A 20,595-nucleotide genomic window follows, 5' to 3' on the forward strand; every position below is an offset into this window, starting at 1 on the left:
TTTCCATACATCACTTGTAATTGCATCAGAGATAGATTTGCTCTGTCTCAGCTAATGCCCGTCTAGATTGCATAACTACTAATCAGGGCTGTTAACGGTCAACAGTCAACAGTCAACAGTCCTCACAATCAATTGTGCAACTTAAAAGCAGATCTGATTGTATTTGTCTTGCTTTTAACCTTTGACTTTGCTGCAACTACCATTCCGCAAAACTTACCCAGGGGAGATAATAGAACTAATGTTTGGTCAAACTCAACTTAGTACTGGTAAATTGTCTGCATCTGCCAGTCGGCTCTTTCGTTACGAAGTTGTTGGCTTACGGCAAACCTCAGAAACTGAAAATTATAAATTTGGTATTCGTAATAGTGGGAGCGTATTTATTACTGTGCCCTACAGTCGGATGAATGCAGAAATGCAACGTATTAGTCGGTTAGGCGGCAAAATTGTCAATATTGAGCCATTGACTTTCGGCATTTACGATCCCTCTGTCATCCCATACCGTGGTGGTAGTAGGCGTTAAGGTTTCTGGGTTTCTGAACTCATCAATTAAGTTATGTAATTTTTATTAAACTAAATCGAATAATGTCCCCCTTGTCCTTTATGATTATGAGAAATTTGTAAGATTTCATAAAGGAAAGGGAGATTTTGTATTCGTGGCAATTCCTCTTTTAGAATATTCCCCTATTTCTCAAAACCAACGGGTAAAAGGTTTTGAAGTTCCTGGTGATGAACAACCCCGGATTTTCTCAACAGAGAACCTCCTCTCTGCAACAGACTTAGACATTCTCATTGAAGCTGCTTATCGTCAGATTTTCTTCCATGCTTTTGCAGCAGATCGCGAGCGGTTTCTAGAGTCTCAGCTACGCAATGGTCAAATTACAGTCCGTGACTTTATTCGCGGTTTGCTGTTATCTAACACCTACAAGCGTAGTTTCTACAACCTCAACAGCAACTACCGTTTTGTTGAACAGACTGTACAACGGGTTCTCGGTCGTGATGTTTACGACAATCGGGAAAAAATTGCTTGGTCAATTGTTGTAGCTACAAAGGGTATTCAAGGTTTTGTTGACGCTCTGCTCAACAGCGATGAATATCTTGCAGCGTTTGGCTATGACACCGTACCTTACCAACGTCGTCGGGTATTACCCGGTAGAAAAGAAGGTGAAACACCTTTCAACATCAAGTCTCCCCGCTACGATGCTTACTATCGTGGTAAATTAGGTTTCCCACAAGTTATTTGGCAAACCAGCGTTCGCCGCTTTACCCCACCCGAAAGGAAGCCTACAGCAGGTAACCCAGAGCTGTTCCTGGCAATGGCTCAGAGCATTAACCCAGTAGGTAACCCACCACAACGTCTCTCAGTACAAAATATTGATATCGAAAAATCAGTTCCCTATCGTCGTAAATAAGACGAATTAGAACGATTTAAGAAATTAAGTACAGCGTATGTCGCACCTGGATTAAGATACGGCATACGCTATCTTGAAAGATTTACAAAAAAGATAAAAGGCGATCGCATTTAATTAAGCACATTCATCACTTTCAGCCTGAAATCCTAGTTCCAGTAAAGCTTTGCGTAATTTTGCCTTAGAAGGACGGACTTTCGGCACAGCTAACCCCAATTCTCGCGCCGTTTCAAATAAATCCCGCATCAAAATATCCAGGGAAATATCATTTGCTTCTTCTGGGAGTTTTTCAATTCTCGCTTCGTAGGCTAAAGTATACAATTCCAAGTGATGTTTCCCCATGACTCTCGCCAGCTTTCTCAAGGTTTCCGGCGTCGGACAGGTTCCCTTAAAGCAAGCACCCCGCAGTCGAGGCTGAGGAACACCAGACAAATCCGCCAGACGATTCATACTGATACCTTGTTCTTCTAAATATTGAAGAATGTATCGTCCGAGCGGTGAGCAATCTTCAGCTTTTATTTGCAACCTTGCTGGCATTGTTCGCAATGAGGAAAATCAGAATATTTACAATATAGCGGACTGCTAGATCCAACCTAGACCAAGTTAGAAATTACTTGACCTTTCCATACATAACTTATCGCATTTAGTACCAAAGGTTAACATAACTTTGTACAAAATCTGTAAGTCATTTGTCATTTGTCATTTGTCATTTGTCATTTGTCATACAAATCCGCATTGTGATACGTAATTAAGATTTTGGTAGGGGCGGGGTTTTCCCGCCCTTGTGTGGGTTTCAATCTAAAATTAATTAAAAAATGCCCAATGCCCAATGCCCCATGCCCAATGCCCAATGCCTAATGCCCCATCGCCTCAATTAAAGCTTGTGCTTTCAACATAGTTTCTTGAAACTCCATTTGCGGATCGGAAAGGGCGACAATTCCGCCACCGATACCAATAGAAGTTTGCTGGGGCGTGAAAACCGCCGTCCTGATGACAATATTTAAATCAGCTGCACCATTTAAGCCCAAAAAACCGATCGCACCAGAGTAAACCCCCCGCGCTTGTTTTTCTAAGCGATCGATAATTTGCATAGTGCGAATTTTCGGTGCGCCAGTCATCGAACCGCCAGGGAAGGAAGCGCGAATACAATCGACAGCATGTAAATGAGATTGCAACTTCCCGCGAATTGTCGTCACTAACTGATGTACAGTGGCGTAGGTTTCTACATCCATTAATTTGGGTACGTGAACCGTACCGACTTCACAAACTCGCCCCAAATCATTGCGTAATAAATCGACAATCATCAAATTTTCCGCCCTGTCTTTTTCGCTGTGACGTAGCTGTTCGCGTAATAAAAAATCGGCTTCGGGGGTTTCTCCACGCGGTAGGGTTCCCTTAATTGGCTTGGTTTCCACCCAACCTTGACAATCGATGCGGAGAAATCTTTCCGGCGATGAACATGCGATCGCTAAATCGCCAAAGCGCAAAAATGCTGAATAAGGCGCAGGGTTGATTTTACGTAACTTACGGTAGAAATTCAACGGGTCGGGAGTCGCCTCAGTCTGTAGTTGATTTGTTAAACAAACTTGATAAGTTTCCCCTTCGTGAATTTCTCCCAAGCAATGATTAATATCTTGAATGTAAGCAGCGCGATCGCGATGTAAGCGAAATTCCAGAGGCTGTTGATTGTTCTGGGGTACAATCTCAGGCAGAGGCGCAAGATTTTCTAATTGTTGTTGAATATCATCAAACCAAGTTTCTGGCTGTTGGGTTTGTCCTTTTTTGACTAATTGCAGCAAATAAACGCACTTTTGTTGGTGATCGATCGCAATTACGCGATCGGCAAGTAAGAAAATAGCATCAGCTAATGGTGAAGAATGTACTAATTGCGATCCACATTCTGCCTTCAATTCATAACCAAAATAACCAACAAATCCACAGTTAAAATCAAACGGTAATTCATTAGATTTACATCGCCGTTCATCAATTTCTCGCTGGAGATAATCAAATATACTTTCCTGGCGACGGGTAATAGTATTTGATTGAGTAATAATTAACTCTTGGGTTTGGGTATGATAGCGTACCAATAAACTATTTATACCGCTACCATCACCCATAAACGAAAATCGAGACAGACCAGATTCTACCAAGCTACTATCTAACCAAAAAGCATTAACTGAATCTTGAAAAAGCTGTACAAATATTTGTTCTGTATCGGGAAATATATCTAACTTGCGCGTATACAATTCAAAATTTTGTGATTGTTTTGGCTGTGATTCATCAATTAAATTACTTACAGATCCATATCCTGACCAATAATATTTTTTTGGAATTATCGATGATTTAGGCGTAAATTTTCGCGTAATTTCCCGAAAATTTCTCAGCAATATTTGTCCATATTCTGTACAGATAGATTCTGGATGAAATTGCACGCCCCAAAAAGGTAAATCTCGATGACGCAATCCCATCACTAATCCATCTGCTGTCCAAGCAATTTTTTCTAAACAATCTGGTAGCTCATCAGCTACTAATAAAGAGTGATATCTAACCACAGAAAAATCATCGGGAATTCCTTGAAATAATACATCATGATTGTGATATGTCTTGCTAATTCTGCCATGTCTAACTTCTGGCGCATGAATCACCTTACCGCCATAAAGATAACCCAATCCTTGATGACCAAGACATACTCCTAATAAAGGTACATCAACATTTTCAATTATTTGCCGACAAACCCCAAAATCTGCTGCTTTTTCTGGACGACCAGGCCCCGGAGAAATCACCACATTATCAAATGCAATTTCTTTTAATTCATCCCAGGAAACTTTATCGTTATAAATTACTAAAGGTAATTCGCCATTCACCTCAGCAATCATCTGGTAAAGATTGAAAGTATAAGAATCATAATTATCAATAATTAATGTACGCATAAAATTGGCATGACTTATATATAAAAATAACTTTACCAATCTGAGAGGATTAGCAGATAGCAAACCCCGATTTTATAAGGTATCAAGTAAAAATAAGTAGTGCGAGCATCTTGCTCGCGCGGGCAAGATGCCCGCACTACAAATATTAAATTGTTCAACTTATTTTTACACGACTCCTAAGCTTGTTTTTGCCACTGAGCAAAAACTTAGGGAACATCCCAATATTGCTATACGAATAAAGCCTGCAAAGGCAGGCTTCGTATTTATAGCCCCACCCTTCTAGGGTGAGGGCGTTTTTTAACTTAGCAAAACCAGATGAGGTTTCGCTTAACAATCTAGCACGGGCTTACCTATATATATTTCCACCCAAGCTAGTCCCTCATGGGAAAAGCCCACAACCAAACATGAAAATTTCTCTTAAGAGTCAACAGTCAACAGTCAACAGTCAACGCTATTTTCAAGCTTGACTATCTATTTTTCGGTAAAGATATTTTTATCGCCATTTTTTGAGGAATAACCCACCTAAGCGCTGACTAAGGACACCAATACACCATTAATATCCCGAACCCGTGCAATTGTTTGTCCCCCAGGCTGACGTTTTGGCGCATCTAGTGGTTTTGCGCCTGCGCCTAATGCTTTCATATAAATGATATGTGGATTAATGCAGGCGCTTGTATAATATCGTTAGCATGAAAGCCCTGATGAAATAAACTTTGAGCTTCATTAATTGAGGAAAAAGCAATAGTAGTTTCGCCCGTTTCCATTTCCGCCCAAGTAAATTGGTTTTGTTCCTTAATAGCGCGTCGCACAATTCCAAAAGCTTTTTCGTAAAATTCAACGGTTTTAATTACATCATCTACCCAAATAACTGTATAACCAAATTTCATCGCGATCGCTCCTGAATTATAGTTGATGTAAATGCAAATATATGTGGAAAAAACAGCGAAATCTATTATTACTTATTCCCTTAATTTTTCTGACTGGATGTTTAAGTTTAAAATTTGGCGATAATTACAATTCCGAAAAGCAACAAGTAGCTGATGTTAAGGTAATAGAAAAATGGCTAGGCGCGCCTTTACCTAATAATTATTCAGGTTTAAAGTATGAAATTATAGCTGATACTCCCGATCCCCAAGTCAAAATAGCTGTAAATGTTCCCCAGGAATATTTTCAAACATTGGTGAAACAGAATAATTTAGTTAAATATGACGAAGTTAAAAACAAACTACCTAACGATCTAAAGCCTAGAGAATGGCAAGAAAGTAATCAACCTAGCGATTTCATCGACAAGCCACTTCCCACTACAACAATCTGGATAATGAAAACCGAGTTTTATCCTAAATATCTTTGGTATCAGCAACAAAGATTATATCTAGTTTATGCGTCACGCTAATTATGTAAGTGGGTCGGCGTAAATAAACCATGAAAATATTTTTCCCTAGCCCCTAACCCCTAACCCCTAGCCCCTATTAACTCTCCACTATACAATGGGCTGTTGCCATATTTTTCGCGGCTTGCTGCATTTGTTCAATATCTGATGACGACCAATAGCGAGGTGCTTGACAGTTATGAGCAATTAATAATCCCCACAATCCCCTAGCTACCAAAACTGGTACTACCAAGCTGGCGCGAACTTGCAAACTACGCAAAAATTCACGATGACAATCATGTATCGCTTCTAATTCAATATCAGGGATGACTCGGACTCTTCCTGCTAAATATAAACTGGCATATTCTTGATTAAAACAATTATCTGGCCCTGTAGAACCGAAAATTGAATATTCGCTATTAATTACAGATTCACAAGTGACTTGTCCCTGCCAAGAACCATAAAAGTAATATAAAACTACGCGATCGGTTTCAAGAGATTCTCTCAGTTGATTGATCGTTTGCCGAATCAATGCATCACGTTGCATGGTGATTACCAAACGGTCAAGCACCTTGCGTAACCCCTGCTCGTAATTCCTTGGGGGGCTGGGGTCAAATTCTGAATAAGAGTGAATTTGCACAGGCCTAAAATGACAACTGGGTAAATACTTTCGGCTTTCTATCCTAACTTATCAGACTGCAATAATTAAAAACTACTATAAATTGCAGAATTTAACCATAAGAATAATAACATTTAATTCCTGATATCCGGCTGAAAATCAAGATTTATTTTTGCTTTATTTCCGGTATTTGCATCTCAATTTTTTTATTTTTCCGGAAAAATATCTTGATTTAATTAAAAAATATTGACTATTTTTTAATAATTAAAAATAAGTTTTAACTTTTATTAAAATTTATTAATAAATCGACCAAAAATGTAGGATCTGATTAGACAGATATTGCGGAACAGACTTGAGCTTGAAGAGCTAAATATTAATTTTTGTAAAGATAAAGACGCGATCGCTATTTAACAAACCGCTTCACATCCAGCCTTCCCGACTAGCGCGATCGCTATAAATTCCGTACAGCATGTCACCCTAGCAGGTAAAATACATAAGCCTGGTCTATTTCCTCAACATCATGGGCAACACTTTTGGTCATTTATTCAGCATTACTACTTTTGGTGAGTCCCACGGCGGTGGTGTGGGGGTTGTGATTGATGGTTGTCCCCCGCGCCTAGAAATTTCTGCAGAGGAAATTCAGGTAGAACTAGATAGAAGACGGCCGGGACAAAGTAAAATTACAACGCCGCGTAAAGAAGCAGATACCTGCGAGATATTATCTGGGGTGTTTGAAGGCAAAACCTTAGGTACACCGATCGCAATTTTAGTCCGCAACAAAGATACTCGTCCCCAAGATTATGACGAGATGGCGCAAAAGTACCGCCCATCTCATGCTGACGCCACCTATGATGCTAAATATGGAATTCGTAATTGGCAAGGTGGGGGTAGGTCATCAGCGCGTGAGACAATTGGTAGAGTAGCCGCAGGTGCGATCGCTAAAAAGATTCTCCGTCAATTCGCCAATGTCGAAATTATTGGTTACGTCAAGCGCATCAAAGATTTAGAAGGCGTTATCGATCCCAACACTGTCACCTTAGAACAAGTAGAAAGCAACATCGTTCGCTGTCCCGATAGTGAATTAGCAGAACGCATGATTGAATTAATTGAGCAAACTGGTAGACAAGGTGATTCTATCGGTGGTGTAGTCGAATGCGTAGCCCGCAACGTCCCCAAAGGTTTAGGCGAACCAGTCTTTGATAAATTAGAAGCCGATATCGCTAAGGCTGTCATGTCTCTTCCCGCTAGCAAAGGTTTTGAAATCGGTTCCGGTTTTGCGGGAACCTTGTTAACTGGATTTGAACATAACGACGAATTTTATATTGATGAACAAGGTGAAATTCGCACCGTCACCAACCGTTCCGGTGGGATTCAAGGGGGAATTTCTAACGGCGAAAATATTATTTTGCGCGTTGCTTTCAAGCCAACCGCCACAATTAGAAAAGAACAAAAAACCGTCACTCGCGAAGGCGAAGAAACCCTATTAGCAGCCAAGGGAAGACACGATCCTTGCGTATTACCTCGTGCTGTGCCAATGGTAGAAGCGATGGTAGCTTTAGTTTTGTGCGACCATCTTTTACGAAATCACGGACAGTGTAAATTACTGTAGGGAAGGGAAGGGAAAGAGGACAAGGGGGACAAGGGAGAAATAACTCTTTCAAGTCACCCCTTATAGAAAAAACCCACAACCAAACATGAAAATCTCTCTTAAGAGTCAATAGTCAACAGTCAACTAGTAAAAACTAATTATAACCTTCTGCCCTCTGCCCTCTGCCTCCTGCCTTCTTCACTCACTTAATCAATTCTTCTGCATAGCAAAACAAAAACGTCCAACTACAACTGGACTCTTGCTCATAAAGTTTTCTGTATTATCTTTTAAACCTTCCATGAATGGTTGTAAATTATAAGTTTTCCAGTCATTACTACTATTACTATAGGTATTCCACTCAACCCACCAAGGTTGAGTTTGTACTCTTTTAGCTAACGCTTCAACCGTAAATAAGTAAATTTCTCTTTGGGGAAATAAGCTAGGTTTAATAGTAGTTTGAAAACTTAAATTATTGCCATTTATTTGCCATTGATTCAGAGCTAATGCTGTTTGCAATTGAGAATCTGAAGCTACTTCTTGTAGAGTTTTTGATGCTGTAGCAGCACCCGGAGATAAAGCCGAAGTGTCTACCTTCATTTTTGTTTCTATAGAAGTTGGATCTACTTGCAAGGTATGATTATCAGTCTTCAGGGGAACTTGATAATTTACTGTTATATCTTGATTGGCTTTTTGATCTATAGCAAATAGCTCATTTTTAGGATTCTTATTGACTTTTATTTCTTCTTTTAAAGACTGCCTAAATTTTAAGTCTTTATGCGGTTTATCTGAACCTTTATTTTGAGAATCTTTTGACAGTCTTTGCAGATAAGCTACTTCAGTGACTAAATTACTAGGAGAAAAAATCGTTACCTGGCTATTTTCGGGAATTTTTTGACTTTCACTTAATTTATTCAAATAATCTGCAATATCACTATAACGACCCAAAAAAATTACATAAAATGGTCGTAACTCTTTACCATTAATTACATTACCCTGACTATTGTTAGTTGTGTAAGTAAATTTTTTATCTGTACCATCTTCTAGATAAACATCGCCATTAAACTCGCTTTTAATAGCCAGAATCCCCACTGCATAACCAGGTTGGCTAGGATTAAAGTAATTCTCACTCAATAGCTTTTGCTTAAGTTTGGTGACATCTGCACCTTTTTGATATAAATCTGTCACAATAACTGTGAGTTTATTATCTTGTGCTGGGGTAATAGCATTATCAATGTTGCTAACTTTTAATAGGGGGAATTTCTGCGGAACTTTACCATCATAAAATTTCGCCTGTCTTGCTAGCAGGTAATCATCTCGATTAATTTTTTGATAATTTTCTCCTAACCGAAAATATTGAACTTGCGATTGATTTCGTGATTGCGGTGTCCAGCCAGTTAATAATGTTTGATCCAGTAAATCAATTGTTTCAATATAGCGAGTTCTTGTATTCTGCGGATGGGTGACATACCCCTGCATAGATGGCGTACCATCTACATACATTTGAATATTTAAATTTTGAGATAGGTTGGGAGTACTACTAACTGAGGAATTATCACAGTTAAACTCTACTTGTTTGAGTGTATCGCAACCCATCACTAATAAAGGCATCGTAGTTGCGATCGCCAATCTTAACCATTTTACTCTGATCATGCTTTCCTTAAGCACAAAAGCGGATATTTCATAGATTATCGCAATAAACTACACCTAACTTTGATTTTTTGTCTATATTGCAATTTTGAACAAAATGTAAAAATTATTACTACAATTTATACTTTAGTGTATCAAATGTTTGATAAACTTATACTAAGTAGTACAGGATTAGGCAAAATTAAGCATTTTAGTGGTAAATATCACTGAAATAAGCTGGATTTAGATACCTGATTTCTGGTAGGATACATCTGGTGAATAAGGAGTTTCGACTATTATTTGCGTAAATTATGTAACAGCTAAAAATACTTAAGGTAAATAACAATTGATTGTATTAATAATTTTAAAGAATTCCAGGACATAGTGTACAAATTGCTGAAGTTACTAAAGAATCATTTTTAAAATTTAGTAGTACATGCTCAGAGGATGTTTATCCAGTCAAAATGTATACTCGTAACCTTTCTCCTCGGAGGAGAGAAATTTTCAAATGACCATACTGAATAAAAGAATGAGCTTAGTAGGGTTAGGTTTTCGGAGTTTTGGTGTTAGCAATAATACTTTTAAAACTGTACCAATAATGTTTACAGCGAAATAGTCTATCAGGAGATTGACTGTGAAGGGATTACCATCCGATCTGAATCAACGATGTTTTAATTTATTTCTAGATTGTGAATATTTTGATAGTTTTGAAACCTTGCGTAGTTTTTGTGAAAGTTTTCAAGAATTAACAGCTTTATCACGTCAACTGAAAAAAGCAGATAGTAAATGGGATTTAGTAGACAGAAATTTATCTACTATAAGTAATAATTATCATGATATATACAATTGGATCTTACCAATTTTTATTGAAAAGTTGCAAGAACGTTACAAAATAAGGCAAGATCCTTTATGGCGTAAATTCCAAAATTTACATAGTGAAATTATTAATCTCAGTATTGTAGAAACTTCACCTCAATCTGATTTAAAACCCGAAGCAAACCCCAAGGGTGAGCCATTTTATTATCTTGCAGCAGATGAGAAAGTTCTGAATAGTGCCCGTGCAGTTGCTCGTGTAAGTACGCTCAGGAATAGCAACAAAAGCCCAGACAAAGTTTTAACAGAGACAGGAACAGCATGGTTAGTAACTCCTAATCTTGTATTAACTTGTCGGCACGTAATTGAATCTGTATATCCGCAATGGGAGTGTAACAGATTTCATGATTGTGATGTCGATATTAAAGAGGAAATTCAAAATAAAATTAAAAAAAATGTAGTGTTAACTTTTAACTACAAACAACCCAGTCAAGGTATTGAATATGGAGTTGAGCAGTTAGAAGATGACAACATTGATTTAGATTATGCTGTTTTACGTTTATGCGATCGCAAAGATCATCCTTTGAAAAATATGGGTTTCTTGCAACTAGATATAAATGCACCTTTAACATCACAATTAAAACTACATGTAATTCAGCATCCAAAAGGACAACCTCAGCAACGCTCAGTAGGAGATTTTGTTAAGTATGCATCAAACAACAAACAAATACTTCATAATGCACCTACTGAGGGAGGAACCTCTGGCGCACCCGTATTAAACCTCACCAACTGTCAAGTAGTAGCACTACACATCGGAGAAAATGAAAATAAAGCATTGCGGACAGCCACATTAATCAGTGCCATTTTATCTGATATGGAACAAAATAACTCCACACTGTATCAGGAAATTTTAGCAGTCCAATCAACACATCAACATTAAGGAATAAATATATGTCAACAGGTGTTACTCCTTTTTATTACCCAGAACAACCAGATCCTTCATTTCAATTGCAGTTAGAAGACAGCTACTTTTTGGTAAAGCTACACGATACCCAAGCATTTTTTGAAGTTGATTGGCTGAGAAACCCGCTGAATAAACTTAGTTATCTTACCTTAAGTTCCTCTATTAAAAGCTCTTTTAAAGAAAATTTTTCTACTGAAAGCTTGCATAAAATATCTACAATCCAAAATAATATTCCCTGTCGTTTGGGCATTGGTTCTAACTTAACTGAGTGGTTACCAGTCCGCGCTAGTGGCTCATTGGAGATACAAATCACCTACACAGCATTGCAAGATACACCTATTAAGAATTTGATCGCTCAAATTGAGCCAGCTGATTTGATTGCCAAGTTGTCATTAAAACCAGATTTGGCAGTAGCTCTTAAGGTTAGTAAATTTGTAGGCAAATTATTGAGCTACTTAGTACAAGAAGGTAAGCAACATCAGATTTTTTCCTTAACTAGTACTTTAAATATACATGAGTTAAAAACAGGTTACTACGTTGCCATTGGCTCTCACAAAGATGAAGATTTACCCTCACCACAATTTTTGCAAATTGATAAAGATGGACGTTTAAGAGATAAAAGTGCAGAGAGTCTGCTTTCACGTTTGTCATACGTTGTAATTGAAGTACAAGGAATTTCAAAACTTGGAGCAGAAAGTTTCCGTGAGCAACCTTGGTGGGAACTGTTGACAACAGCGAAAAACATTATATCTAATACTCCTTTTGACTCTGAATCAGATCGGCGAAAATTAAACAATGAATGGTTGGTGACACTGAAGTATGTGCAAACGTTAGCGAGCCAACAAAAAAGTGAAGTTTTAAAGTCAGAAATTCAAGGAGTAATTGCATCTGCTCAAGTTGAAGTAGATAACAAACTAAAACCACAAACAATAGCTGAGTCTACTAGAGGTGATGAATTACAAGATGAGTTGCAAGATATTTTAGGTATTGAAACCAAGCAAGAACTTCAAGATTTAGCAAGAAATTATCAAGAAGCATTGAAAATATCTCAGCAATTGCTGAAACAGTATAATTTATCGGGAGATTGATTGACGGTGCAGGGGTTACCATCTGAGCTTAATAAATTATGTTTTGATGTATTTTTAGAGTGTGAAGAGTATTTTGATGACTATAGAAAATTGCGTGAATTGTGTAAAAGTTTAACGGAGGTATATGGTTTACACTATCAAATACAAACCGGAAGTAGTATTCATGAAGTAGTAGAAAATAATTTGTCTGTTATTATTAAATTCAGTCATCCTAAACATGGTTGGGCGTTAATAATTATTGTTAGGGTATTGCAAGAGCGTTACAAAAGCTTAAAAAATCCCTTATCGGTTAAATTAGATGATTTACACAATAAGTTACAAGAGTATGAAACAAAACAAAGTCATTCATACACGCAGAATGAAAATAATATATTTGTATTAGAGAGTAAACTGTTTAAATTGATTAGTCAAATTGACTTTAATAAACAAGAAGAGGCATTTCATGAAGCAATAACTGTGCAAGCTCCTAAAGATAAAGATAGAGCGGCAGCTTTTTTGATTCATGGCCCTGAAAAACATGGACAAAAAGTTTTATTTGAAAGACTGGTTAAATTATTATTTAAATTAGTAAATTATAGAGAGTATAGAGAAATACCATTAGGTGGAATTAGCAGTACTTTTGATGTTTGGAGTACAGTTGCTAGATACTTGGTTGATTCTCAACAACTAGATGATTTGTCACGACAAGACATTATGAATAAAGTTTTAGAATGTTTGCAAACTAAGCATATAATTTTTAGAGTTGATGACGTTCACAGTACTAATCCTAAATTTTTAAATGATTTGATTGATAATTTTTGGACACCTATTATTAATCACAGAAGAAATATAATAAATGGAAAGACAAATCAAAAATATTCTTATAAAGAACCATGCTTTTTAGTTATGTTTTGGATTGATAATAATACACAAGTTTGTAATTGGGAAATTCCAAAGATAGACAACCATGAAGATTCAAAATATCCTCAGCATCCTTTAATATTAGCTGAAGCAAGTCCATTTTTAGATCAGGACTTAAACAAATGGTTAAGAATAGCAGACGACGAGATAATTAGTAATTATAATATATCAGTTGATACTTTAAAGACTTTTTTAGCATCTTCACAATCAGGTGTTCCTGAGCTAGTGTATAAAACAATTTATGAACACTGTGGTCATTTTTGGGAAGGGAGATAATTACAATGGTTGAATCAGCCAAATCTCTTGTTTATACAGGTAAAAAGCATCCTGATTTAGAGGAACAAACTGATTGGGGCAAACCTTACAAACCCTCAGAAGAATTAATTAAAGCTGTAAATATTACTATTTCTTTAAAGAAACGTCCTTTATTACTCAAAGGAGAACCTGGTTGTGGTAAAACTTGCCTAGCGAAAGCTGTAGCTTATGAACTAGGTTTACCTTACAAACCTTGGTACATCAAATCCACCACTAAGGCAAAAGATGGTTTTTATTCTTACGATGCGGTGCGTCGCCTCCGCGATGCACAATTACGTGAACAGCAAAAATATAATGTTGATGACCTAGCAAATTACATTACAAAAGGCCCTTTATATGAAGCTTTTGAAAATACAAAGCAGCGTACTGTGGTGTTAATCGACGAAATTGATAAAGCTGATCTTGATTTTCCGAATGATTTGCTACAAGAACTAGATGAAAAGAGATTTTTTATTCAAGAAACAGGACAGATAATTACAGCCGTACAGCCACCTATTATATTTATTACTAGTAATAATGAAAAAGATTTACCTGATGCTTTTTTACGTCGTTGCTTGTTTCATTATATTGAGTTTCCCAAGGATAAACAATTAGAAGATATTGTTCAGTTTCACTTTCCAGAGTCACCAAAGGAGTATAGAAAAAAAGCCGTTGAAAGATTTACTAGGTTACGAGAACAAATGGAAAAAGGTAGTGGCAAAACTGGTAAAAAAGTTAGCACCAGTGAGTTAATTGATTGGTTTAAATTGTTACTTCTATATCCAGAGGAATTTGCAAACCTTGAAAGAAAGCTGCCTTTTCCAGAAGCGTTGCTAAAATATGAGAAGGATTATCAGCAATATATTCCCAAAGAGGAGAAAAAGTGAATTCCACTGAAATTCCTTTAGTAAATCTTTTGCTGAAGCTTTTTAAGAGTTTGCGTGAAGAATACCATTTTCCGCTTGGAGTTGATGACTATCTTTTGGCACTAGAGGCATTGCAAGCAGGATTTGGTATTGGCGATCCCCAAGCTTTAGAATTTCTATGTTGTACACTGTGGGCAAAATCTCCAAAAGATGCAAAGACTTTACATGAACAGCTAAATAAACTGCTAAAAAAAGCACAGATTGAAACAGAAAAATCCTTTACTATTGATAATTCTACTATTAATAATAATGAATCGATAATTGATGCATTTTTGCCAGAAGCTCCATTAGTTGAGCCTGAATTACCTGTTGATTCTTCGACTGTACCACCTATTCCAGAAACATCCAGCACTTCCAAGTTTGGAGAGTTTGGAAATCAAGGTACTTTGTCTTCATCTACCGAACCACCTTTAGAACTAAAAGAACCTCAGAAGGTAATTCAAGCTATCCGCCAGCATGAACCTAATCTTAGAATTAAGATTTACCCTCGGCAAGATCCAACCAAAGAATACTTACCTGTAACTAGTCGCCACATTATCCAGAGTTGGCGTTTGCTCCGTCATCTTGTACGTAAAGGTACACTAGATAAATTGGATACAGTAGGTACAATAGATGAGGTTTCTCGACAAGGCGTTTTACTTGATGCAATGATGATGCCACGTTATGTAAATCAGGCTCTACTTATCTTATTAGTTGACCAAGATGGCTCAATGGTGCCTTTTCATCATCTGTATCGTCAATTAATTGATAAAGCTCAACATGGTGGAAACATCAATAAAACCCTTATTTACTACTTTCATAATTATCCAGAAAAATATCTTTATGGTGATTCAACACGGATAAAGGGTAATCTAATAAAAGAAGTCTTGGAATCTTTTGATGACAAAGCAGCAGTGTTAATTATTAGTGATGCAGGTGCAGCACGCGGTTACTATAATGAAGAGCGAGTTGAGGGTACTAAAAAGTTTATCGAACAGCTTCAAAAGTCAGTTCGTTATTTTGCTTGGCTCAATCCCGTACCTGATGATAGCTGGCAGAATACTAGTGCTGAAGAGATTGCTTCTTTTGTACCAATGTTTGAAATGAGTCGTGACGGACTAATTGCAGCTATTGATATCTTGCGTGGTCGCTATGTTTTTTGCCCCGATCAATCAACATCATCATAAATCATGCAAAGTAACAGTGATACAGCTAAATCGAATGCTATTGACCGAGTTGTCAGATTTGCCCAAAAATTTGACAGTTCACACATCGACTTAGCTTGTCACGCTGCTTTTCCATTAGTACTTACACCAGATCTCCTTTACCAAATTTGGCTTCGCTTCCAACCCTCCGCCCCTTGGATAGCAGTTTCTCGCGTACTTTTATCTCCTTTATGTCGTGAAGTAGGTTATGAACTTTACGAAATGGATCTCGATGTTCGCAACTTCTTGTTAAAAGAACTTAAGGAAGATAAAAATTTTGGTTCACAGCGATTGCAAGAGTTAGCAGATTTTCTCATCGACTATGTGGGACAACAGCTTAAAGGTGAAGATTCTGATGCCAAAGACTTAGCCGAAGCCCAGCACTGGACAGCCCTTGCTTACACTAAGCCCGATAAAGCTATTGATAAGTTAGTCGAGGCTATTGACCGGAGGTTAAAGGAAGAAAATTGGGAAGAGCTTTTTCGTTTAACATCATTAGTAGAAACTTTTGCCGAGCCATTAGCAGAATTTGCTCCACCTTTAATTACATATGCTCGGGGAATGCGGAGTTTCATACGTTGGGATAAAGAAGAAGCAGAAAGACAATTTAGCAAGTTACAAAGGCAAGGAAATCTGGTTGATATTGCTGGAGTAAATTTGTCAATTCCCTTAAAAGTTCGTCTCGAAAATCTCAACAGTGAAAACAAGAAGCGATTTACTTTTTTACTGCCCCGATTAAAGCCTGATGCTGATCTTAGAGCGATCGCTCAAGCAGGAAAATGGCAACCTTATCAAAGCCGAGCTTTTAAAGATGTGGCTTTTAGCCTAGAATACAAAGCCCCAAGAGAAGTAAAAAACGCTCATTTGCTGCCAACAATGTGGGCACGTCCTTTGTTAGTAGAGATGGCACTGCATAGCAATGATTATCCTATCCACAACCAAATAGTTGAGCAGTGGCAGGGGATGTTAGCAGCATTAGCTTTAGCCGAAGTGCGTGGTTTTCCGTTAACGGCGCAACTGTTGGAATTGCGAAATTTTAGACATGAAGAATTTGCACGTTCCTTGTGGGAACTTTTACCTAGCGATAGTAATAGTCTTTACACCCTAGAAAATAAGCATCCTTGGGAAGATATCTACATATTTTTATGGAATGGTCAAGCCGTAGGGATGAGTTCACCAAGTACTCTGCTTTGTCCCTCTCAGGATGGAAAATGGGTAGGATTGCCTTGGTGGCAAAATAGCAGATTGCACTCTCCAATTCGGCATCTCAACAACTTTGAAAAATCATTACTTTGGCGTTGGTTAGGAAATCTCCGCAAAGAGTTAATGAACCATAACGGTAAAAAACCAGCTATCAACGCGATTGGTGGATTGATAGACCAATTCCGCAGCGACTTGAATGCAGATACACAACCAGCCCTAAAATTAACAGAAGATCCACAGTTTTTTGGAGTTAATCTTAATCGTGGTGTACTCGTTGCTTTTAACAAGCCCGTAAAATCTCTGGAAAGACCTTCTAATGTTCGCTTAATTCCCAGTCCAGAAAAAGGAAAAGTACTCGACTTACTAATTATCGACTTAGACATTGCCAAGGCATGGAATGAAGCACCACAACATATTTGGGTGCATGACGGCAAAACATTAGCATCTTTAAAAATAGAAGATCTGCGGAATAAAAACCTTATTTGGCGGAATGTAAAATGGATAGAATCAAAGGATTTATTTTTACCAGAATTCAGTTTTATTGATGTGGAAGACGCTTTTTCTGGTGCTTTTCTGCCGAAAGAAACTGTACCTTTAACTTTTGAGGGTGAACGAATTACACCACTGATTCCACTCAATTCTATACTGTTAGACTATTTAACACCTGAAGATATCATTCGTCGTCTACAACTACAACCATTAAATAGTGCTGGTACTCCTCAAGTTCGGGTAATTTTAGATTTACCTCTGGCAGGTGGTAATTATCGCATATTTAAAGATTATCTTCTCAAAAAAGATAATGCCTTGGCGGATGTGCCAGTTCTAGAAATCTGGCCGAATTTCCGAGCAGAAGGTTGGAAATCATATTATGTTTTCTACTATGATGGTAAGAATGAAAATGATACCTTTCAAGTTCATATACCGGAAGCAAAGCTAACTCATATTTTTCAAGATGGTAGGGGTTCCTACCAAATGGACTATCTCGAACAATTTCCATCTTTTATTAATTATCAGACCAAAGCTCGAAAACTATTAGGCTTAATTTTACTGCACGCCCCAGATGAAATTATTTCTCGCGGTGCATGGACTATTGGGGTAGATTTCGGCACTTCTTTCACTAACATCTATGTAAATAAAAAAAATGTTGTGGAACCCTTGAAGCTGGAAAATCTGCTTGTTCAAGTAACAGAATATAATCCTGAAACCAGATTACCAGTTTTATTTGAATACTTTATTCCTGAAAATTTTACTCCCAGAGAAAAGCCATTACCCCTAAGAAGCATACTGACGATTAGGGGACACTCAGCATTCAGTCAGGAAAAATGGCAGCCAATTTTTGATGGTCGGATTTATTGCCCTAACTTCAGCAAATTTCAGCCTCAAGAAGACTGGCTTAAAACTAATTTGAAATGGGAAAAATCACAAAACATTACTTACAATAGGCTGTTTATTGAACATTTAGCTTTACACATTTCAGCTATAGCAGCTAAGAACCATGTCAAAGAAATTCAATGGTCATTATCTTTTCCATCAGCTTTTTCTCGTGGTGACAAAAATAGATATGCTAAGAGATGGCAAAATGTAACAAAGGAATTACAAGCGAAGACAGGAATTATTCACAACTCTCCACAAATAGATAATTTAGAATATTTTCGTTCCGAAAGTTTAGCAGTAGCTCAATATTTTGCCGATTGGGAAGGACATGATCTAGTTAACACGACCTGTATTGATGTGGGTGGTACTACTTCTGACATATCAATTTGGGAAAAAGAAAATTTAGTTCATCAATGTTCAGTAATACTAGCAGGGCAGGATTTATTTTCGCAATTTTTAGAACTCAATCCTAAGTTTATAGAAAGTCGGTTTGAGATTGCAACCGCTAACTTAAAAGGACTCAAAGGTACAGAATTTAATTACAGATTGGATAATTGGCTACGATTGGAAGGCGATAATTGGTTAAATAATAAACGCGAAGTTATCTCCGAGCAGCCAGATTTTCAAGGATTGATCCAACTGACAGCAATTGGAACAGCCGGATTGTACTATTATGTAGGCATTTTATTAAAAGTTCTGCACGCAGAAGGCAAATATAGCCGCGATGAAATCACCCCTGTATATATAGGTGGGAATGGTGGTAGATTTTTACACTGGCTAGCTGAAGGTGGAAGATTTGATCGCAACTCGGAAATTAACGAATTACTCAGCCGAATTTTGAGTAAAGCTTCTGGCTTTGAAGATACAGAAGTATCCACACAATTAAGTCAAAATCTTAAAGATGAAGTGGCTTGCGGTTTAGTGCTGAATCAAACTAAGTTGCAAGGATTGAAGAAGAAAGTTAAAGATCCATTAATTGCTGGAGAATATTCGGAAATTAATGGTAGACAAATGAACTGGAATCAGCGCTTGGAACTGTTAGACGAAGAAGATGGGATTGAGCAATTTAAAATCCCTACATTGGAAATTTTACCGAAATTCCTTTATGACTTCCATATGACTTTAAAGGAACTGGAGATTGAAGGAATCAAACCTTTAGAAGGATATAAAAGAAGTCCAGATCCGCAAAGCAACGACAAATTATGGCGTGAAACCAACCGCGAATTGACTAATATTTTACTCAACATTAAGGGACAATCAGATGAAATTCGCTTAGAACCTCCTTATATATTAGGGCTAAAGGCTCTGTTAAAAGTTCTAGGTAAGCAGTGGGCTGATAAATGGTCTAAGTAAAAATCCTCAAGTCTCTTTAGCTATTTAAGTTGGCGCATAATTTAAGTAGTCATGCAAAATTAAATATACGTTGTCATCAAAAGCATAGCTAAGTGAAAGATAGAGGTGTAGCGGCTTGCTGGAGGGTAGGAATCACAAAGGTTTAAGATTACTTGACTTTGTAACGTCCAGGAAGACTTCGCCTACGCAATCACATAAATATTTTGCCTATCCATTTATATTCAAACACAATATTACACACCAGTGAAAACTATTAAGTCATCAGTAGTATCTAATCACTCCATCGGGTGCAATACTTTAGAGTATTTATACTAAGTTACAGAAGTAAGTTTAGTTACATTTTTTAACATAACTTTTCAAATACATACATAGATTATTTTACTTGCAAAGCTCACTGTGTCAAATAATTGATAGATTTATAATAAACCATAACGAAGAATACCTAAATGGCTGCGTTCGTAATTATTCAGGAGGACGCATGAGAGCGAGCGAGGTAATTCGCATCATAGTTTTCAGTCTCGTCGGTGGGGTTGTCATGTTTTTGCTTCAACCCTGGATATACCAAAGGGAATTTCCTTTTGTCCGCATGGAAAACTTACCCGACATTGAAGTTTGGATTAGTCAATCTTACGTTGTTGGGGCAAGTATTGTATTTATTGTTGCTGTTATTTCTACGATTGTATGGTATTGGATGGCGGCGAAAGCATCATTTAGAGGTGGACAAGATATCCAAAGATGGTCTGTGATTTGGTGGGTAATATTATTATTTCCTGTCCTGAGTGTATGTATTGCTATTGCTTTTTTTCGCGGAACCGATGAAGCACTTTTATCTTTAACTTGCTTTTTTGTCATTGATATTTTGTTTCTTTATTGGTTTACTACCGCTAGTAGTTCTCCTGGTGGGTTACAGTTTGTTCCTCCTGGTGCTTTTTTCATCCGGCGTCTATTTAGGAAATAA

16 protein-coding genes are annotated in these 20,595 nt (G+C 37.4%); 11 read left to right on the plus strand and 5 right to left on the minus strand.

Annotated features, from left to right (window positions below):
* Window positions 1-238 precede the first annotated feature (238 nt).
* On the plus strand, window positions 239-520 hold the full coding sequence (gene cpcD, locus H6G08_RS27595) for a rod-capping linker protein CpcD (protein ID WP_190548936.1): 282 nt from the start codon (window positions 239-241) through the stop codon (window positions 518-520).
* A 133-nt stretch (window positions 521-653) separates the two neighbouring features.
* Entirely contained in the window at window positions 654-1,409 is a 756-nt protein-coding gene (locus H6G08_RS27600) for a phycobilisome rod-core linker polypeptide (protein ID WP_190548884.1), read from the plus strand.
* Between the two features lie 114 nt (window positions 1,410-1,523).
* On the opposite strand, the gene H6G08_RS27605 is transcribed toward H6G08_RS27600, so the two are convergent.
* The 3 genes from H6G08_RS27605 to H6G08_RS27615 form a co-directional block, all read right to left on the minus strand.
* Window positions 1,524-1,943, minus strand: coding sequence for a helix-turn-helix domain-containing protein (locus H6G08_RS27605; RefSeq protein WP_190548885.1), 420 nt, complete (start codon window positions 1,941-1,943; stop codon window positions 1,524-1,526).
* 317 nt (window positions 1,944-2,260) lie between these two features.
* The gene (gene pabB, locus H6G08_RS27610) at window positions 2,261-4,336 is read right to left on the minus strand and encodes an aminodeoxychorismate synthase component I (RefSeq protein ID WP_190548887.1); all 2,076 of its coding nucleotides are present in this window, start codon (window positions 4,334-4,336) and stop codon (window positions 2,261-2,263) included.
* A 638-nt stretch (window positions 4,337-4,974) separates the two neighbouring features.
* Complete coding sequence (locus H6G08_RS27615; RefSeq protein ID WP_242046298.1) at window positions 4,975-5,223, minus strand: VOC family protein; 249 nt, start codon at window positions 5,221-5,223, stop codon at window positions 4,975-4,977.
* Window positions 5,224-5,264: 41 nt separating this feature from the next.
* On the opposite strand from H6G08_RS27615, the gene H6G08_RS27620 reads away from it, so the two are divergent.
* On the plus strand, window positions 5,265-5,729 hold the full coding sequence (locus H6G08_RS27620) for a hypothetical protein (RefSeq protein WP_190548889.1): 465 nt from the start codon (window positions 5,265-5,267) through the stop codon (window positions 5,727-5,729).
* A gap of 76 nt (window positions 5,730-5,805) precedes the next feature.
* Here H6G08_RS27620 and H6G08_RS27625 read toward each other — a convergent pair whose 3' ends face one another.
* Window positions 5,806-6,345 (minus strand): GAF domain-containing protein, encoded by a 540-nt coding sequence (locus tag H6G08_RS27625; RefSeq protein ID WP_190548892.1) that lies wholly within the window; start codon window positions 6,343-6,345, stop codon window positions 5,806-5,808.
* A 499-nt stretch (window positions 6,346-6,844) separates the two neighbouring features.
* On the opposite strand from H6G08_RS27625, the gene aroC reads away from it, so the two are divergent.
* Window positions 6,845-7,933 (plus strand): chorismate synthase, encoded by a 1,089-nt coding sequence (gene aroC, locus H6G08_RS27630; RefSeq protein ID WP_190548902.1) that lies wholly within the window; start codon window positions 6,845-6,847, stop codon window positions 7,931-7,933.
* 189 nt (window positions 7,934-8,122) lie between these two features.
* On the opposite strand, the gene H6G08_RS27635 is transcribed toward aroC, so the two are convergent.
* Window positions 8,123-9,562 carry a hypothetical protein gene (locus H6G08_RS27635; RefSeq protein ID WP_190548904.1) on the minus strand — a complete coding sequence of 480 codons (1,440 nt, stop codon included), beginning with the start codon at window positions 9,560-9,562 and terminating at the stop codon, window positions 8,123-8,125.
* Between the two features lie 610 nt (window positions 9,563-10,172).
* Here H6G08_RS27635 and H6G08_RS27640 point away from each other — a divergent pair.
* The 7 genes from H6G08_RS27640 to H6G08_RS27670 all read left to right on the plus strand — a co-directional run bounded on the left by H6G08_RS27640 (window position 10,173) and on the right by H6G08_RS27670 (window position 20,595).
* Window positions 10,173-11,291, plus strand: a complete 1,119-nt coding sequence (locus tag H6G08_RS27640; RefSeq protein ID WP_190548906.1) for a trypsin-like serine peptidase — start codon at window positions 10,173-10,175, stop codon at window positions 11,289-11,291.
* 11 nt (window positions 11,292-11,302) lie between these two features.
* Window positions 11,303-12,403, plus strand: a complete 1,101-nt coding sequence (locus H6G08_RS27645; RefSeq protein WP_190548908.1) for a hypothetical protein — start codon at window positions 11,303-11,305, stop codon at window positions 12,401-12,403.
* Between the two features lie 6 nt (window positions 12,404-12,409).
* Window positions 12,410-13,579, plus strand: coding sequence for a hypothetical protein (locus H6G08_RS27650; protein ID WP_190548910.1), 1,170 nt, complete (start codon window positions 12,410-12,412; stop codon window positions 13,577-13,579).
* 5 nt (window positions 13,580-13,584) lie between these two features.
* Window positions 13,585-14,484, plus strand: coding sequence for an AAA family ATPase (locus H6G08_RS27655; RefSeq protein WP_190548913.1), 900 nt, complete (start codon window positions 13,585-13,587; stop codon window positions 14,482-14,484).
* A complete protein-coding gene (locus H6G08_RS27660; protein WP_190548915.1) occupies window positions 14,481-15,689 on the plus strand; it encodes a hypothetical protein in 1,209 nt (402 codons plus the stop codon). Before H6G08_RS27655 ends, H6G08_RS27660 begins: the two co-directional genes overlap by 4 nt.
* Window positions 15,690-15,692: 3 nt before the next feature.
* Window positions 15,693-19,637, plus strand: coding sequence for a hypothetical protein (locus tag H6G08_RS27665; protein WP_242046300.1), 3,945 nt, complete (start codon window positions 15,693-15,695; stop codon window positions 19,635-19,637).
* A 478-nt stretch (window positions 19,638-20,115) separates the two neighbouring features.
* On the plus strand, window positions 20,116-20,595 hold the full coding sequence (locus H6G08_RS27670) for a hypothetical protein (protein ID WP_190548917.1): 480 nt from the start codon (window positions 20,116-20,118) through the stop codon (window positions 20,593-20,595).

The organism is Calothrix anomala FACHB-343 (assembly GCF_014696435.1).
Lineage (GTDB): Bacteria > Cyanobacteriota > Cyanobacteriia > Cyanobacteriales > Nostocaceae > Aulosira > Aulosira anomala_A.

What these genes read in the sequence shown, in the direction of transcription:
- H6G08_RS27655 (WP_190548913.1), top strand. Translation starts at nt 13,585, where the DNA reads ATGGTTGAATCAGCCAAATCTCTTGTTTATACAGGTAAAAAGCATCCT.
- H6G08_RS27635 (WP_190548904.1), bottom strand. Translation starts at nt 9,562, where the DNA reads ATGATCAGAGTAAAATGGTTAAGATTGGCGATCGCAACTACGATGCCT.
- H6G08_RS27605 (WP_190548885.1), bottom strand. Translation starts at nt 1,943, where the DNA reads ATGCCAGCAAGGTTGCAAATAAAAGCTGAAGATTGCTCACCGCTCGGA.
- H6G08_RS27670 (WP_190548917.1), top strand. Translation starts at nt 20,116, where the DNA reads ATGAGAGCGAGCGAGGTAATTCGCATCATAGTTTTCAGTCTCGTCGGT.
- H6G08_RS27645 (WP_190548908.1), top strand. Translation starts at nt 11,303, where the DNA reads ATGTCAACAGGTGTTACTCCTTTTTATTACCCAGAACAACCAGATCCT.
- cpcD (WP_190548936.1), top strand. Translation starts at nt 239, where the DNA reads ATGTTTGGTCAAACTCAACTTAGTACTGGTAAATTGTCTGCATCTGCC.
- H6G08_RS27615 (WP_242046298.1), bottom strand. Translation starts at nt 5,223, where the DNA reads ATGAAATTTGGTTATACAGTTATTTGGGTAGATGATGTAATTAAAACC.
- H6G08_RS27665 (WP_242046300.1), top strand. Translation starts at nt 15,693, where the DNA reads ATGCAAAGTAACAGTGATACAGCTAAATCGAATGCTATTGACCGAGTT.
- aroC (WP_190548902.1), top strand. Translation starts at nt 6,845, where the DNA reads ATGGGCAACACTTTTGGTCATTTATTCAGCATTACTACTTTTGGTGAG.
- pabB (WP_190548887.1), bottom strand. Translation starts at nt 4,336, where the DNA reads ATGCGTACATTAATTATTGATAATTATGATTCTTATACTTTCAATCTT.
- H6G08_RS27620 (WP_190548889.1), top strand. Translation starts at nt 5,265, where the DNA reads ATGTGGAAAAAACAGCGAAATCTATTATTACTTATTCCCTTAATTTTT.